Origin of the sequence: Bradyrhizobium sp. (assembly GCF_049586575.1) — a bacterium.
Lineage (GTDB): Bacteria > Pseudomonadota > Alphaproteobacteria > Rhizobiales > Xanthobacteraceae > Bradyrhizobium.
The window spans coordinates 1-15,126 of sequence record NZ_JBAVCF010000268.1 but is presented as its reverse complement, the minus strand read 5'-3'; the positions used below and the strand labels follow the sequence as shown (position 1 = coordinate 15,126).

Below are 15,126 nucleotides of genomic sequence, written 5' to 3'. Positions count from 1 at the left end.
GACATGGCCGAACGACACGCTGGAAAGCCAGTCGATGCCGATATGGATATGGCCGGCGGCCTCTTTGCGGCCGGGAATCCCGAGCTCGCGGCCGCGCGGCGCGCCGGAACCGATGAAGATCGCGTCGTAATTTTCAGACAGCAATTTCTTCAGGCTGTCGATGCGCGTGCCGGCCTTGAACTCGATGCCGAGGTTGAGGATGTAGTCGGTTTCCTCGTCGACGACCGAATCCGGCAGACGGAATTTCGGAATTTGCGTCCGCATCATGCCGCCGGCCTTCGGGTCCTGGTCGAACACGGTGCAGTGATACCCGAGCGGCGCGAGATCGCGCGCTACCGTCAGCGAGGCCGGACCACCGCCGATGATCGCGATGTGCTTGCCGTTCTTGGATGACGGGCGCGGCATGCGTCCCTTGACGTCATCCTTGAAGTCGGCCGCGACGCGCTTGAGGCGGCAGATCGCAACCGGAGTTTCCTCGACCCGGCCGCGGCGACAGGCGGGCTCGCACGGGCGATCGCAGGTGCGTCCGAGAATTCCCGGAAACACGTTCGATTTCCAATTGATCATGTAGGCGTCGCTATAGCGGCCTTCGGCGATCAAGCGGATATATTCCGGGACGGGTGTGTGCGCGGGGCAGGCCCATTGGCAGTCGACGACTTTATGGAAGTAGTCCGGCGCCGAGATATCAGTCGGTTTCATTCCTACCTTATCCGCGCCCAGCAACACTTCAGAACAGCGCGGCCTTATTTGCTTGCGAACGCTCGATGCGGCGTTCTTTCCGGTTCTTGAATGGCTTCATCGGTTTCTCGTATTAAAGCCAATCAAGCTGATCTCCAAAGCCAATTTTGCGCGATCATCAGCTTTAGTGAGTTGGGTAATACCAACGCATAGAATCCGGCTTATGTGGCGGTGCAACATGACAAAATGGCGGTCCGCTTGTTAGGAACATTTCTTCCCATGAAATGTCCGCCTTAAATGTCAGTTTTGGCGATGTCCCACAGCAAGCGATAGACGCCGTTCGAAATCACTTCAGACTTGAAACCCATGCTGTCGATTAAACGCCTTACGGCGGTATGCGCCGGACTTACATCGGTGGCATCGATCAAGCCGAACCAATCGTTGGTTCCCGGGGACGTAGATGGATTATCGGCCAGGGACTTCGACAGCGCGGCATCATTTTCGATCAGGTGCATCGAAATAATATTGTCGTGGGAGGCTGGATCGAAGGCCTCGCCGAGAGCGCCACGAAACAGATTTTCGTTTCCGCGTGCGGGGCGGAAGCGAATGATGCCGAGCGCCGCGCCACGGCCCTTGCCACGGCTGACCGTGATGCGCGCCACGCCGCGGATCATGTTCCTGAAACGCGCGATATTTTGTTTCGACCAGACGGTCTGGTTCGCGAGCGCCGCGCGATAGGCGGGACTGTCGAGCACCTCAAACGTTTCGGTCGAATAGAGGCTCAGATATTTCGGCATAGAGCTTTCGATGGCCACGTAACGCCGCGCCTCGATGAAACCTTCGATCGCGACACGTTCTTCCAGATGTTCGCGATCATACCAGCGGTTGAAATCGGTCTCGTGGTCGGGGTCGATATCCATCGACGTCAGCAACATGCCTTTTCCGGCGATCGGCATTTTTCAGAGTCTCCATGCTCTATCGTCGTCATTGCGTGGGACAAACGCAAAGCGTTTGCGCAAGGGAGCGTTAGCGACGAAGATCCAGTGCCCCAAGCAATTCTGGATTGCTTCGCTGGCGCTCGCAATGACGGTGTCAGCGCTCGACCTTCGACGCAGCATCCGCGATCGCTTTCATCACGGCATCGCGGATGCCTGGATCATACAACGTATGGCCGGCGCCCTGCACGATGCGAAGCTCGGCATCTGGCCACCGGGCTGCAAGCGCGTGCGAGGTCGCGGGTGGGCACAACAGATCGAAGCGCCCCTGCACGATGAAGCCGGGAATGCCCTTGAGTTTTTGCACGTCATCCAGAAGCTGGTTGGGCTTCATGAAGCAATCGTTGGCGAAGTAATGCGCTTCCATGAAGGGCGTGGCGGGCAGGGCGCCTGTCGATTTCAGCGATGCTAGATCCAGCCTTGTGCGCGAGGGCACGTGCTCCGACAAAATTCGCTCCGTATCGTGCCAGGCACGGGCGAATGGCGCGTGCACGACGATATCGGAATCAAGAATGCGGCGCCAGTAGGCGTCCAGCGGCTTTCTGTGTTCAGCCGCCGGCAACAAGCTAATGAAATCTTCGCTGAGCCCGGGATAGAAGCGCGGCAGCGTTTCGAGGAAGGCGCCTTCGAGTTCGGCGCGGGTGCCGAGGAATGTGGCGCGCAACACGATGCCTGAAACACGATCGGGATGGGTTTGTGCATACGCCAGCGCCAGCGTGGCGCCCCAGGAGCCGCCGACCACCATCCATTGCTCGAAGGCGAATTTCTCGCGGATCGTTTCCATGTCCGCGATCAGATGCGGCAAAGTATTGTGCTCGCGCCGCCCCTTCGGGCGGCTGCGGCCGGCGCCGCGCTGGTCGAACAGCACCGCGTGGAAACGCTCGGCATCGAACAGGCGCCGATGATCGGGCTGGCAGCCGCTACCGGGGCCGCCATGCAGGTAGACGGCGGGAATGCCGCCTTCGCGACCGACGCTCTCGACATGGATGTCGTGGCCGTCGCCGACCGGCAGCAGTTCAGATGTCAGTGGCGCGAACGGATCGCTGCGCCGGTTGCCAGCGTCAGGCAAGATCGTCCGTCTCCGGCGTACCGCCTGCAAAATTGCGATAGATGAAGCGATTGTGGTTGCCGGCTGCTTCCTCGGCCGCGACCTTGAAGATCCGCTCATGATGGGGCGACAACGTGCAGGCCGGATCGGTATTGCCGGCATCGCCGGTCAGCGCGAAGGCCTGGCAGCGGCAGCCGCCGAAATCGACCTCCTTGAACTCGCAACTCTTGCACGGCTCGGGCATCCAGCCGGTGCCGCGATAGCGGTTGAAGGCCTCCGAGTTCTGCCAGATCCAGGCAATCGAGTGATTCGAGCGCACAGAGAGGAATTCGAGCCCGGTGATGCTTTCGGCGGCGTGACACGGCAGGATTTTTCCGGCCGGCGAAATGTTGAAGAACTGACGTCCCCACCCGCCCATGCATTTCTTCGGCCGTAGCGCGTAGTAATCCGGCACAACATAGTCGATGGCGAGAATGCCCTTCAATCGCACTTGCGCTTCCTCGACGATACGGCTCGTTTCCTCGATCTGCTCCAGCGTCGGCATCAGCGCGGCGCGGTTCTTCAGCGCCCAGCCGTAATATTGCACGTTGGCGACTTCCAGCCGGTCGGCGTCGAGATCGACCGCCATCTGGATGATGTCAGGCAGTTGATGCAGGTTCTGGCGATGCATAACCGCGTTCACCGTCAGCGGTAGTTCGAGTTCGCGCGTCCATTTGGCGACTTCGAGCTTCTTGGCATGCCCTTTGAAGCCGGCGACGCGGTCGGCCACCACAGGCTCGTTGCCCTGGAAGCTGATCTGCACATGACAAAGACCAGCGCCGGCGAGCGCTGAAAGCTTTTCGCGCGTCAGCAGGACGGCCGAGGTGATCAGGTTGGAATAGAGGCCGACATCGCTCGCATGCTGGACCAGTTCGACCAGATCCTTGCGCGCCGTTGGTTCGCCGCCGGAGAAGTGAATCTGCAACACGCCGATTTCGGCCAGTTCCGAAAGGATTTTCTTCCATTCGACGGTGGTGAGTTCGTTGCCCGCGCGATCGAGTTCGACCGGGTTCGAGCAGTACGGACATTGCAACGGGCAGCGATGCGTGACCTCAGCGAGCACCGCGAGCGGAATGCCATAGGTCTCTGCCGTCGAGCCACGCCGCTCCAGCGCCGCGAGCCCGTCATTGAGATCGGCCACTGTCTGGTTTGCATCGGTCAGCGTCGGGCTCATGATGTTTTTTCGCGCGCTTCGGTGAGAAAGCCTTTGTCGGCGAGGTCCTGCAGCATGACCACCACGTCTGCGGCGATTGCTTCGCGCGGCGCGGCATATTTGGCGGCGAGCAGGTCCACCATATCGGCAACGCTGCGGGCGCCGTCACATAGTTGCAACACTTCGACTGCGATTTCGTCGGGCGCAAGCACCCGCTCGGGCGCGAGCAGCACCCAGACCTGCCGCGTCTCATCGAATTTCAGCCTGGCGTGGCGCGGCAATTTCGGCCGGCTCGCCTCGTTGACACTGATGTTACGGCCTGACGGCATTGTCTTTCCCGATTGCAACTCGCTCAAGCCTTTGGAACAAAGGCTCCCGGCGGAACATGTCCTTCGACATAGGCATGATACAGCGCATCCAGCTGAACCCATAGCACGTTCGTCTTGAAGATCAGCGCGTTGCAAACCGCCTCGCGCTGTTCCGGCGTCTTGGCATGGGCCTTGACGTAATCGAGCGCGAAACCGGCATCGCGCGGCGCCTGGGTGAGGCGGCGGCTGAAATAGCTCATGATGTCCGGATTGACAAAACTATAGTGCGCCAGCATGCCGGAGATGCGTTCCTCGTGCAGGTTCGGCGCGAACAGTTCCGTGAGTGACGAAGCGATGGCCTCGAGCGGGCTCTTGTCGCGCACGAAGTGCACATAGGCCTCCACGGCAAAGCGCGTCGCCGGCAAAATGCCTTCGGTGGATTCGACGTAAGCGGTATCCAAACCGAGGCCTTCGGTCAGTTTCAGCCAGCGCTCGATGCCGCCTTCGGCGCCGAGATCGCCGTCGTGATCCTCGATCCGGTGCCGCCATTCCATACGGGTGTTGCGGTCGCGAAAGCGCGAGATCACGACCGCATCCTTGATCGGGATCGTGCTCTGATAATAGTATCGGTTGAGCGCCCAGGCCTGCACCTGTCCCTTGTTGAGCTTGCCGCCGTGCAACAGTTTGTGAAACGGATGCAGGCTGTGATAGCGCGTCTCTCCGATATAGCGGAGCGCGGCTTCCAGTTCCGCCGCGTTGTTCAGTACGGTTTTGCCGCCGAGCGACAGCGCGGTCATCCCTTCCAGCTTCATGGTCGTGGCATTCAAAGCGTGATCTCCGTTCCATCCGCGGGAATGCACCAGCCCGCGTGTTCGGCGGCGTGGCGCTCCTCGGATTCATGCAACAACGCGGGATTCGAGTTGTTGATATGCAAGAATATCTTCCGCTCGATGCCAAGACTCCCGAGAGAGGCGATCGCGCCTCGCTCGCCCGACATCGCGATATGGCCCATGCTCTGCCCGGTCTTGGTGCCGAGGCCGGCCGCGATCAATTCATCGTCCCGCCAGACCGTGCCATCGAAGAACACCAGCGGCGCGCCTTTCAACCTCGATTTGAGATCGTCCGTTACCTCGGCGCAAGCGGCCAGAAAGTAGAAGAACTTGTCCGTTGCCTTGTCGCGGATGCGAAGGCCGAGCGTATCGCCTGCTTCATTCGTGGCCCGCGGCTGTCCTTCGAGATACCACGCGCCCTTGCCGGTGACCTCGAACGGAAGGATATCAAGGCCCGAGGGCGATCCGTCAGGAAGCGCCGGTTCAAAGGTATGCTCGATCTCGATCGGCTGGCGGCGCACGGTCTTTTCGTTGAGCACGTTGAAGATGCTGTTGGACTTCAACGTCGCCAGCACCTTGGCGTGTGCGTAGATCGCGAAAGGCCATCCCTCGCGCATCGATAATAGCCCGGCGATCGCGTCAATTTCGCCGTTGGTCAGGATCACGCCTGCGATCGGCGAGTGACGCAGTTTGCCGGGGGCAGGGTGAAGCTGCGGTGTTGCGATCAGTTGCTGGCGCAGGTCTGGTGAAGCATTGATCAAGAACCAGTGATTGCCGTCGGCGCTGATCGCGAGCGAAGCCTGCGTGCTCTGAAGTTCGGTGTGCTTGGTACGCGCGGCCTGACAAATCCGACAGCCGCAATTCCACTGCGGAACGCCACCACCTGCCGCGGCGCCCAGGATGACGACGCGCAACATGATCCGTCTCCCGTGGAATCCCTCGAACCCCGATCCCTGGCCGTCGAGGTATTCTGAAAACTAAGTATTCTCAAAATTACAAAGGTGGATGCAGGTGCGAAACGTTCCCAACCGGGGACGCGTCACTCCCAGCAATCCACCTTGGTCAGAATGAAGCTGTTTCGTCCGCTTACTTGCGGGCGGCGCAGGCATACATGTTGATTTCCATGCCAACCGGCACTTCGACGATCTTCGGTGCTTTCCAAGCCATTTTGACTCTCCTCGGGTGAAACCGGACGAACTCCGCCCTACTGACAAAGTAATATAGAGAACGGGAAGTTAGCCAGTAGAATCTTCTCCGACGGAACCATCTCCGTGAAAATATTGCGTTGCACCATATATTTCGGATCGGGGCCCGACTTCCGTCAAACCAATGACGTATCAACGGGTTCTTCTTGAGACTATCCGCGCAGAGGACCGTCGGCCCGCACGACCAACTCCCAGATAAAGCAACTGTGAAAGACGGCCGGGCTGTCGCCTGCCGGAATCTGACCCTCAAGCCGACAGGTTCGACCATGCCGCGATACTTCTTCAATACCCGAATCGGCGACGAGGTGATTGCCGACCCCGAGGGTGAAGAACTGCATAATCCAGATCGCGCCTGGGAGATCGCCCGCGCCATGATCCACGAGCTATTGAGGATCGAAGGCATGGAGAACCTCATGCGCGCCGTTCTTGAGGTGACCGATGACGAAGGCGACATCGTGCTCGAATTTCCATTCGCCGAGGCTGTCCTTGACGACACCGATACGAGCGACATGCCAACGAAGCATTGATATGGCGCCGTCAGCCGGAAGCCGCTGAAGCCAGCCAAGGTGCCCGCGTCTCCGATTCCGCGAGGCGATGCCCGGCACAGTCGACCTTTCGAGATGTTTTCCGATTGCGCGCGGGCGAAAAAATATTCAAGAGTGTGGCCACGAAGTCCGCCGGCAAGGGACGAGTTTGTCCCGTGCATGGGTCGAAGACTTCCATCAAGGGAGAAAATTATGAGGATCAGTTCATCGGTGCCGCACAGCCTGTTGCTGGCGGGTGCCTTTATCGGTGTGTTGAGCTATGGCGCGTTCGCGCAGACGGCCCAGCCACTTCCGCCGGGTTCGCCGCTGATCGGCCGCCCCGACAGCGAAGCGGCGCAAAAATTGGCGCCGGTTGCGGCTCCGCCGCTTGCGGCGGCCCCCGACAAGCTGCCGCTCGACAAGCTCAAGGTCCCGGCCGGCTTCCACATCGAGGTCTACGCGGCCGGAATGCCGAATGCCCGTTCGCTGGCACTCGGCGACAAGGGCACGGTTTTCGTCGGAAGCCGCACGGTCGACAAGGTCTACGCGATCGTCAACAAGGACGGCAAGCGCGAGGTCAAGATCATCGCGTCCGGCCTTTACCGGCCGAACGGCGTGGCCTTCAAGAACGGCACGCTTTATATCGCCGAGCTTTCAAAGGTCTCGAAGATCGACAAGATCGAGGACAATCTCGACAACCCGCCGAAGCCCACGGTGATCTACGACAACCTGCCGAAGGACGAAGCCCACGGCTGGAAGTTCATCGCCATCGGACCGGACAACAAGCTTTACGTCCCGGTCGGCCAACCCGGCAACAACGTGCTGCATGACAAGGATCACGGGCAGATCCGACGCATCAATCTCGACGGCAGCGGCGCCGAAGTGGTCGCGCTTGGCGTCCGCAATACCGTCGGCTTCGACTGGAATCCGGAAACCAAGCAGCTCTACTTCACCGACAACGGCCGCGACTGGTTGTCGGAGGACGTTCCGAACGACGAACTCAATCGCGTCACCAAGGTCGGCGAGGACTTCGGCGCGCCCTATTGTTACCAGGGCAACATTCCGGATCCGGAATTCGGCTGGGGCCATTCATGCAGCGAGTTCACGCCTCCGGTCGGCCTGATGGGACCCCACGCGGCGTCGCTCGGTATGCGGTTCTATACCGGCAACATGTTCCCGAAGAGCTTCAAGGACCAGATCATCATCGCCCGCCACGGTTCGTGGAACCGGACCAAGAAGTTCGGTGGTGATGTCGTCGTCGCCCATCTCAACAAGGACGGCACGGTCAAGAACCTCGAGCCGATCGTCACCGGCTTCCTTCAGGACAACAAGTATGTCGGTCGTCCGGTCGATGTGATGCAGCTGAAGGACGGTTCGATGCTCATTTCCGACGACTGGAACGGCGCGGTCTATCGCGTCTTCTACGGCAAGGCAAAGGTCGCCGCGCAATAAAGCGCGGACCGCAATCGGGGGCGACCTTTATGGTTCGCCCCCGATTTTATTTTGTAAATGACACCTGAGGCATCCAATGATGCGTAAAACAGCAACAATACTCACGGCTCTGGCGCTCGCATCGCTGGTGGGTTCGGTCAACGCGGCGGAAACCATCGAACAGCGGGCGGTCACCTGTTTTGCCTGTCACGGCGAGCATGGCCAGTCGGAGACGGAAAACACCCCCTCGCTCGGCGGCCAGCAGGCGCCCTATGCGCTGATCCAGCTTTTCATGTTTCGCGAGAAGCTGCGCACCTTCGAGCCGATGAACGAGATCGCGAAGTCGTTCACCGACGACGACCTTCAGAAGTTTTCCGATTTCATCGCCAAGCTGCCGAAGCCGCAGCCGCCGGCTGAGGTCGGCGATCCCGCGCGCATGCAGCGGGGCCTTGCGCTCGCGCGGGCGAACCGCTGCAACAGCTGCCACAACGCCGATTTTTCCGGGAAGGAAAACGTGCCGCGGCTTGCCAACCAGCGCGAGGATTATCTCAACAAGACGCTCAGCGAATACAAGGACAATAGCCGCCACGGCTATGACGGCACCATGGCGGACGTTATGGGTTCGGTCACCAAAGAGCAGATCCCCGAGCTCGCTTATTACATCTCGCACTATCGCTAGGGTGCTATGGCGCTGTAGTCCCGGCAGCGCTACAACTTCCCGCGCGATCAAGGGAGTTGCATATGGAAGATCTCTGGCGTCTGTCGGCCGAGCAACTGGCCGGCCTGATCCGGACGAAAAAGGTTTCGGCCAAGGAAGCAGCCTTGGCGGCGCTGCAAAGGCTCGATGCGGTTAACCCTGCTATCAATGCGGTGGTCGACCATCGCCCCGATGATGTGCTGTCGCAGGCAGCCGAAGTCGACGCGGCGATCGCGGCAGGCAAGGATGCCGGGCCGCTCGCAGGCGTGCCGGTAACGATCAAGGTCAACATCGACCAGGCCGGCTTTGCCACCACCAACGGGCTGAAGATGCAAGCCGCACTGATCGCGAAGCACAACAGCCCGGTGGTGGATAGTTTGCGCAAGGCCGGCGCGGTGATTCTCGGACGCACCAATTGCCCGGCGTTTTCCTATCGTTGGTTCACCACCAATCTGGTCCACGGCAACACCAAGAATCCGCGCGATCCGTCCATTACCCCGGGCGGCTCGTCCGGCGGTGCGGGGGCTGCGGTCGCGGCCGGTATCGGCCATATTGCGCACGGCACCGACATCGCCGGTTCGATCCGTTATCCGGCCTATGTCAACGGCGTTCACGGCTTGCGTACTACCACGGGCCGGATTGCGGCCTTCAACGCCTCACTGCCCGAGCGCACCATCGGCCCGCAAATCTCGGCGGTGTCGGGTCCGCTCGCGCGCACCATCGCCGACTTGCGGATCGGCCTCGCGGCCATGTCCGCCTACGACGCGCGCGATCCCTGGTGGGTGCCGGCGCCGCTGGAAGGCCCGCCGGTGAAAAGGCGTGCGGCGTTGTGCATCAATCCGGATGGGCTCGATCCTGTGGCCGAGGTCAGGGCCGCGGTTGTCGGTGCCGGCAAGCGCCTGGAACGCGCAGGCTGGACGGTAGAAGAAGTCACATCGCTGCCGCCGCTGAAGGAAGCGGCCGAACTTCAGACCAAGCTCTGGCTCGGCGACAATTATGAAGCCCAGCTTGCGGCCGCCGAGCGAGAGGGCGATCCCGGCGCACTGGCCTGTCTGCGTGGTAACCGGTCGAAAGTCTTTCCGTTCGACACGGATGCACTGTCGAAGACGCTGACGCGGCGCGCGACGCTGGTTCGCGAATGGTCGCTCTTTCTCGAGAAATATGCCGTGCTGGTGATGCCGGTGTCCGGCGAGCTGCCGTTCCCCGATCAGCTCGACACCAGGGACGACGCTTCCTTCGCGCGCGTTTGGCGCGCGCAACTGCCGCAGATCGCGATCCCCTTCATGGGCCTGCCGGGCCTGACTGTTTCCACCGGGCTGGTGGGACGCGTACCTGTCGGCGTTCAGGTCGTTGCCGGCCGCTATCGGGAAGATCTTTGTCTCTCGGCAGGCGAAGCGATCGAGGCCGGGGGCACGCCGTCCTCGGTGGTCGATCCCGTCACGGGCTAGAGGGGCAGGACATGGCTTCGATCTACGATTTCAACGCCAAATCGCTTGCGGGCGAGGATACGCCGCTCAAGCGATTCGAGGGCACGGTGCTCCTGATCGTCAACACCGCGAGCGCCTGCGGCTTTACCCCGCAATATAAAGGCCTCGAGGCCTTGCAGCAGAGCTTCGGCGCGCGGGGCTTTTCAGTGCTCGGCTTCCCTTGCAACCAGTTCGGACGCCAGGAGCCGGGCAATGCCGCCGAGATCGGGCAATTCTGTTCCTCGAATTATGCCGTCAGCTTTCCGATGTTCGACAAGATCGACGTCAATGGCGAGAATGCCCATCCGCTGTATAAGTATCTGAGGGGCGAGAAATCCGGACTGCTCGGCTCCTCGATCAAATGGAATTTCACCAAATTTCTGATCGACCGTTCGGGAAAGGTGGTCGGGCGTTATGCGCCGACCACGACACCGGAGTCACTCACCAAGGACATCGAGGCGTTGCTGTGAACGAAAAGAATGAAATGACGGCGTCGGATGAATTGCCGGACCGCCTGTGTGTCGATCCGAAAAGCCCTTATTACAATGAAGCAGTATTGGCGCGCGACGTCGGCATTCGCTTCAAGGGCGTCGAAAAGAACAATGTCGAGGAATATTGCGTCAGCGAGGGATGGGTACGCGTCTCCGCCGGCAACGCCAAGGATCGTTACGGCAATCCCTTGACCATCAAGGTGCACGGACCGGTCGAGCCGTATTTTCGCGACAAGCCGCAGTCGTGACGGGAGATGAAGGCGCCGGCGGCGTGACCGTGTCGCACTCTCTCTAATCCCCCCACGCTACGCGGGGGAGGAATTAGAAGAAACGATCAAGCTGTGCCTACTACCCGAGCCGCCGGCGGCCCTCGCTCTTGAGCAGCTTCTTCACGGCGCTGGAGGCGACCACCGTGCCCTCGTTCGCATAGGCCTCGTGGTTCTTCTCGATGTCGTCGAGGCGGTAGAGGTAGTTGACCATGATGCCGGCCGACTCGCGCAGGCCCTTGGCCGAGGTGTCGCCCAGCCAGTTGATCCGCTCCAGCCGCGCGCCGTTGCCGAGGTGGAAACGCGCCACCGAATCGATCAGGCGTCCCTTCGACGAGCGCGCTTTGAGGAAGTAGTAGGCCGCCAGCGGCTCGACGATCGAACGCAACTGGCCTTCGAGCTCGACATTCTTCCACCAGTCAGGCGTATCCAGATGTTCAAGCAGCGGCCGATCTTCGTCGGATACAGGCACGTCATCCGCGTTTTTCAGCCATGACATGAAGCCCGGCACCGGTGACAGCGTCACGAAGTCTTCCAGCTTCGGCAGTTCGCGGCGCAATTCCTCGACCACCTGCTTGATCAGGAAGTTGCCGAACGAGATGCCGCCGAGACCGCGCTGGGTATTGGAGATCGAATAGAACACAGCCGTGCGCGCGCGTTCAACGCGGACCAGCTCGCGGTCTTCGGCAAGGAGCGGCGCAATCGCACCCGGTATGGTTTCGGTCAGCGCCACCTCGACAAAGATCAGGGGTTCATCGACAAGCGCCGGATGAAAGAACGCGTAACAACGGCGGTCGACAGGGTCGATGCGGCGCCGAAGATCGTCCCAATCGCGGATCTCGTGCACGGCCTCGTAACGGATGATCTTTTCCAGAATGTTGGCCGGCGTCGACCAGTCTATTCTGCGCAGCACTAGAAATCCCCGGTTGAACCAGGACGCTAGCAAATGCGCGACGTCGCGGTCGAGCGCGGCAAGGTCCTTGTCGCCGCTTATCAAGCCGAGCAGGTCGGCGCGCATCGCGACCAGATCAGCGGTGCCACCGGGCGCACGGTTCAGCCGCCGGATCAATTCCTGCCGCCTCGGCTCGGAAGCAAAGTGGAGGGCGCCACCATTGCCTTCGCCAGGCTCGGCGATCCAGGTTTCGATGGCCTTGTTGACCCTGTCTCGGTCGGGACCGAAATTCCGCGCCAGCGCAAGGAAGAAGCTGCGCCGTTCCGTGGCATCGAGATCGTGATAGCGATCGAGAACTTCGCTGGCCATCGCGGTACCGGAGGCCTCGCCACGGCCGGACAATACCGCCTCGCAGAGTTCGATCAGGCCGGCGGCGTCTTCCTTTCCGTCGTCTGGCTTGCCGCGGTTGAGCAGCGTACGCCCGCGCTCCGAAATGGTTGCTAACAGGTCGCTGAAGAAGGCGTTGGCCATCGCTGACTGATCGATTCCGTCTGGGTGGGCGTGGATGTTACCTTGATTTAAGGCAAAGCGAGCCTGTATCAAGCACAACAATTTGTCATGCTGATTGCGACTAACGACGGTAATCAGGCCTTTTGGTAAATTCGGTTGGCGTCCGGCCGGTAACCTGGCGGAAGGCATGCGAAAATGCAGGCAGGCTGCCGTACCCAAGCTCGCCTGCGACCTTCTTGATTGAGACATTGGTATCAGTTGACAGCCGCTCGATGGCGGCCGCAATCCGCGCCCGCTGGCACCAGCTTTTGAAGCTTAGTTGGGTTTCAGACGAAAACAGCCGCGACAATGTTCGCGCCGAAGTACCGACCTTGCGCGCCAGCGTCTCGATTTCATGCGAGCCAGCGGGATCGCCCAGCACGATCTCGGCGGCCTGCCGGCAGCGAGGCTCTTGGGGTAGAGGGATGAAGGTCGCGGAATCCTCGGCGCGATGCAGTTCGAACATCACGAGCCGGATCAAGAGCGCCGTGCGCTTCGGGTCGGCGCGCTCGTCGAACAGAGCGAGGATCGACTCGTGCAACAAGCCGGAAACCCGCACGACGAATTCGGAATCCAGGCTTGAACTGAATTTCCCGCGGCCAAGCCACTTCAGGTCGAAATACAGCGTGCGCATCTCGATGTCGGCGAGCACGTCGATCGCGTGCCCGAGCCGTGCCGGCACCCATACCGCGCGATCCGGTGGCACCAGCCAGCGTCCCCTCGGGGTCGTCACTTGCATCGTGCCTTTGGCGGCGTACACGAGCTGCGCCTCGCGATGCATGTGAGTGTCGAGCCGCACGCCCTTCTTGTAGTGGTTCGCAACCAGATGAACGCCGTCGCCAGTCGAAGTCCGGCGCCCCTGGATCGCAGCAATTGGCTTTTCGACGATATTCATTGGCCGCATCTCGTCAGCTCAAGACCGTATAACCTATTTCGGTCATTGCAGGAATCGTCCATGAACAATCCCACCCGGGTCATCTCGTTTGTCAACGCTGCGCACTTCATCGACCATTATTCGATGCTGATCTTTGCGGCGGCGGTCATCGTGATGGCGCCCGCGCTCGGCATGACCTATTCCGAATTGTTGCCTTACGCCACGCCCGGCTTCGTCGCCTTCGGCGCCGGCTCGCTGTTGACCGGCTGGCTCGGCGACCGCTGGAGCCGCCGCCACATGATGGTGATTTTCTTCATCGGCATCGGCGCCTCGATGATCGCGGTTGGCTTCGTCAACACCCGGCTCGAACTCGGCGCCGCGCTGCTGTCGATCGGTATATTCGCCTCGATCTATCATCCCGTCGGCACCGCGATGATCGTCTCCTACGCCGAAACGCTCGGACGGCAGATGGGCATCAACGGCGTGTGGGGCAACCTTGGCGTGGCGTCCTCGGCGCTGGTCACCGGCATTGTCGGCCAGTATCTCGGCTGGCGCTGGGCCTTTATTCTGCCCGGCGCTGTCACGATCCTGATCGGGCTTTGCTTCATGGCGATGGTGAGCCACGAAGACCGCACCAACGCGAAGCAGGCGGCGGCGCAGGCGCGCGTGGCCAAAGCGGATATGTGGCGGGTGATCGTGGCGCTGCTGATTGTCGTGATCGCGATTTCCACCACCTTCAACGCGGTGACGGTGGTGTTGCCAAAACTCTTTGCCGAGCGATTGAACGGCCTTACCCAAAGCCCCGCGTTGTTGGGGGTGATCGCGGCCGGCGTCTACGTGTTCGGCGCGATGACGCAATACACTATCGGCAAGCTGATCGACCGCCACTCGCTGAAAGCGGTCTCGTTGCCGCTGTCGTTCGTGCTGGCGCCGTTCTTGTACGTCGCGGCAGAACTCTCCAACCTGCCGCTGATCATCGCCGCCATCGGCATCGTGATGGGCGCGTTCGGGCAGGTAACCGTCAACGACGCCATGGTCGGCAAGTACACCAGCGAGGAATGGCGTTCGCGGGCCTATGCCGTGCGTTATTTCGTCGGCTTTACCGCAGCCGGTGTATCGGTCGGGCTCGTGGCCTGGCTCTATCAGCAGGGTGGATTTGTCACCATGCTGCACGCCTTTTCAGGCCTTTGCCTGCTCGTGATCGCCGCCGCGGTCATTCTGCCGGTCGAAGCCCGGACACCGGCCGCGCAGCCCGGCTAGACTCTGGCCGCAGGCTCGAATGGCTGCCTTACCGAATTTTCATTCCAGACATGGTGTCACGGCTTGCGCCGATCGGCCATAATAGATGTTTGAAGACGGGCCGACGGGAGCAGGGTTATGCGTCACATGTTTTTGCCGCGCATGGGCGGGTTTCTTCTGGGAGTTTTGATCGCGATGACGGGTTTCGCACACGCCGATGGCTTGAAGGATGAAATCGCGCCGACCGGCAAGCTGCGGGTCGCGATCGGAATCAGTCCTGCCGGCGGCGCATATTGGTCGACGAAAACGGAAAGCGGTTATGCCGGTGTGCCCGTCGACCTCGGCAAAGCCTTGGCCGATCAGCTCGGCGTTCCCGTCGAATATGTCGCCTTTCCGAATTCTGGGCAGATCACGGACGCGGCCGCCAGGGGCGCCTGGGAT

17 protein-coding genes and 1 pseudogene are annotated in these 15,126 nt (G+C 60.9%); 8 read left to right on the top strand and 10 right to left on the bottom strand.

Translation table 11 applies throughout. From position 1 onward, the window contains the following. The 8 genes from WB528_RS10315 to pqqA all read right to left on the bottom strand — a co-directional run. A partial coding sequence (locus tag WB528_RS10315; RefSeq protein ID WP_423888315.1) for an NAD(P)-binding protein occupies positions 1 to 699 on the bottom strand: 699 nt, incomplete at its 3' end. Between the two features lie 272 nt (positions 700 to 971). Then, a complete protein-coding gene (locus WB528_RS10310; protein WP_423888314.1) occupies positions 972 to 1,634 on the bottom strand; it encodes a hypothetical protein in 663 nt (220 codons plus the stop codon). 136 nt (positions 1,635 to 1,770) lie between these two features. Continuing rightward, positions 1,771 to 2,742: a prolyl aminopeptidase gene (gene pip / locus WB528_RS10305; protein ID WP_423888313.1), complete on the bottom strand. Its 972-nt coding sequence runs from the start codon at positions 2,740 to 2,742 to the stop codon at positions 1,771 to 1,773. Continuing rightward, positions 2,735 to 3,934, bottom strand: coding sequence for a pyrroloquinoline quinone biosynthesis protein PqqE (gene pqqE, locus WB528_RS10300; RefSeq protein ID WP_423888312.1), 1,200 nt, complete (start codon positions 3,932 to 3,934; stop codon positions 2,735 to 2,737). The genes pip and pqqE overlap by 8 nt, the downstream gene beginning before the upstream one ends. Next, complete coding sequence (pqqD, locus tag WB528_RS10295; RefSeq protein ID WP_423888311.1) at positions 3,931 to 4,242, bottom strand: pyrroloquinoline quinone biosynthesis peptide chaperone PqqD; 312 nt, start codon at positions 4,240 to 4,242, stop codon at positions 3,931 to 3,933. Before pqqD ends, pqqE begins: the two co-directional genes overlap by 4 nt. 23 nt (positions 4,243 to 4,265) lie before the next feature. Then, positions 4,266 to 5,018 (bottom strand): pyrroloquinoline-quinone synthase PqqC, encoded by a 753-nt coding sequence (gene pqqC, locus WB528_RS10290; RefSeq protein WP_423888317.1) that lies wholly within the window; start codon positions 5,016 to 5,018, stop codon positions 4,266 to 4,268. A 26-nt stretch (positions 5,019 to 5,044) separates the two neighbouring features. After that, on the bottom strand, positions 5,045 to 5,968 hold the full coding sequence (gene pqqB / locus WB528_RS10285; RefSeq protein WP_423888310.1) for a pyrroloquinoline quinone biosynthesis protein PqqB: 924 nt from the start codon (positions 5,966 to 5,968) through the stop codon (positions 5,045 to 5,047). 169 nt (positions 5,969 to 6,137) lie between these two features. Then, positions 6,138 to 6,218 carry a pyrroloquinoline quinone precursor peptide PqqA gene (pqqA, locus tag WB528_RS10280; protein ID WP_012029362.1) on the bottom strand — a complete coding sequence of 27 codons (81 nt, stop codon included), beginning with the start codon at positions 6,216 to 6,218 and terminating at the stop codon, positions 6,138 to 6,140. Positions 6,219 to 6,522: 304 nt separating this feature from the next. Here pqqA and WB528_RS10275 point away from each other — a divergent pair, with 304 nt between their 5' ends. The 6 genes from WB528_RS10275 (at position 6,523) to WB528_RS10250 (ending at position 11,113) form a co-directional block, all read left to right on the top strand. Then, positions 6,523 to 6,783: a DUF6894 family protein gene (locus WB528_RS10275; protein ID WP_423888316.1), complete on the top strand. Its 261-nt coding sequence runs from the start codon at positions 6,523 to 6,525 to the stop codon at positions 6,781 to 6,783. A 210-nt stretch (positions 6,784 to 6,993) separates the two neighbouring features. After that, positions 6,994 to 8,232, top strand: coding sequence for a PQQ-dependent sugar dehydrogenase (locus WB528_RS10270; RefSeq protein WP_423888309.1), 1,239 nt, complete (start codon positions 6,994 to 6,996; stop codon positions 8,230 to 8,232). Positions 8,233 to 8,308: 76 nt separating this feature from the next. Next, positions 8,309 to 8,890 carry a c-type cytochrome gene (locus WB528_RS10265; protein ID WP_423888308.1) on the top strand — a complete coding sequence of 194 codons (582 nt, stop codon included), beginning with the start codon at positions 8,309 to 8,311 and terminating at the stop codon, positions 8,888 to 8,890. Positions 8,891 to 8,952: 62 nt separating this feature from the next. Beyond that, complete coding sequence (locus WB528_RS10260; RefSeq protein WP_423888307.1) at positions 8,953 to 10,356, top strand: amidase family protein; 1,404 nt, start codon at positions 8,953 to 8,955, stop codon at positions 10,354 to 10,356. 11 nt (positions 10,357 to 10,367) lie between these two features. Further along, positions 10,368 to 10,844 carry a glutathione peroxidase gene (locus WB528_RS10255; RefSeq protein WP_423888306.1) on the top strand — a complete coding sequence of 159 codons (477 nt, stop codon included), beginning with the start codon at positions 10,368 to 10,370 and terminating at the stop codon, positions 10,842 to 10,844. A 14-nt stretch (positions 10,845 to 10,858) separates the two neighbouring features. After that, positions 10,859 to 11,113, top strand: coding sequence for a DUF3297 family protein (locus WB528_RS10250; RefSeq protein ID WP_423888305.1), 255 nt, complete (start codon positions 10,859 to 10,861; stop codon positions 11,111 to 11,113). Positions 11,114 to 11,213: 100 nt separating this feature from the next. Here WB528_RS10250 and WB528_RS10245 read toward each other — a convergent pair whose 3' ends face one another. Continuing rightward, a complete protein-coding gene (locus tag WB528_RS10245; RefSeq protein WP_423888304.1) occupies positions 11,214 to 12,554 on the bottom strand; it encodes a malonyl-CoA decarboxylase in 1,341 nt (446 codons plus the stop codon). A 100-nt stretch (positions 12,555 to 12,654) separates the two neighbouring features. Beyond that, positions 12,655 to 13,467, bottom strand: a complete 813-nt coding sequence (locus WB528_RS10240; protein WP_423888303.1) for an AraC family transcriptional regulator — start codon at positions 13,465 to 13,467, stop codon at positions 12,655 to 12,657. A 60-nt stretch (positions 13,468 to 13,527) separates the two neighbouring features. Here WB528_RS10240 and WB528_RS10235 point away from each other — a divergent pair, with 60 nt between their 5' ends. Both WB528_RS10235 and WB528_RS10230 read left to right on the top strand, forming a co-directional pair. Then, the gene (locus tag WB528_RS10235) at positions 13,528 to 14,706 is read left to right on the top strand and encodes an MFS transporter (RefSeq protein ID WP_423888302.1); all 1,179 of its coding nucleotides are present in this window, start codon (positions 13,528 to 13,530) and stop codon (positions 14,704 to 14,706) included. A 126-nt stretch (positions 14,707 to 14,832) separates the two neighbouring features. Then, a pseudogene (locus WB528_RS10230) lies at positions 14,833 to 15,126 on the top strand (amino acid ABC transporter substrate-binding protein); the annotation flags it as partial.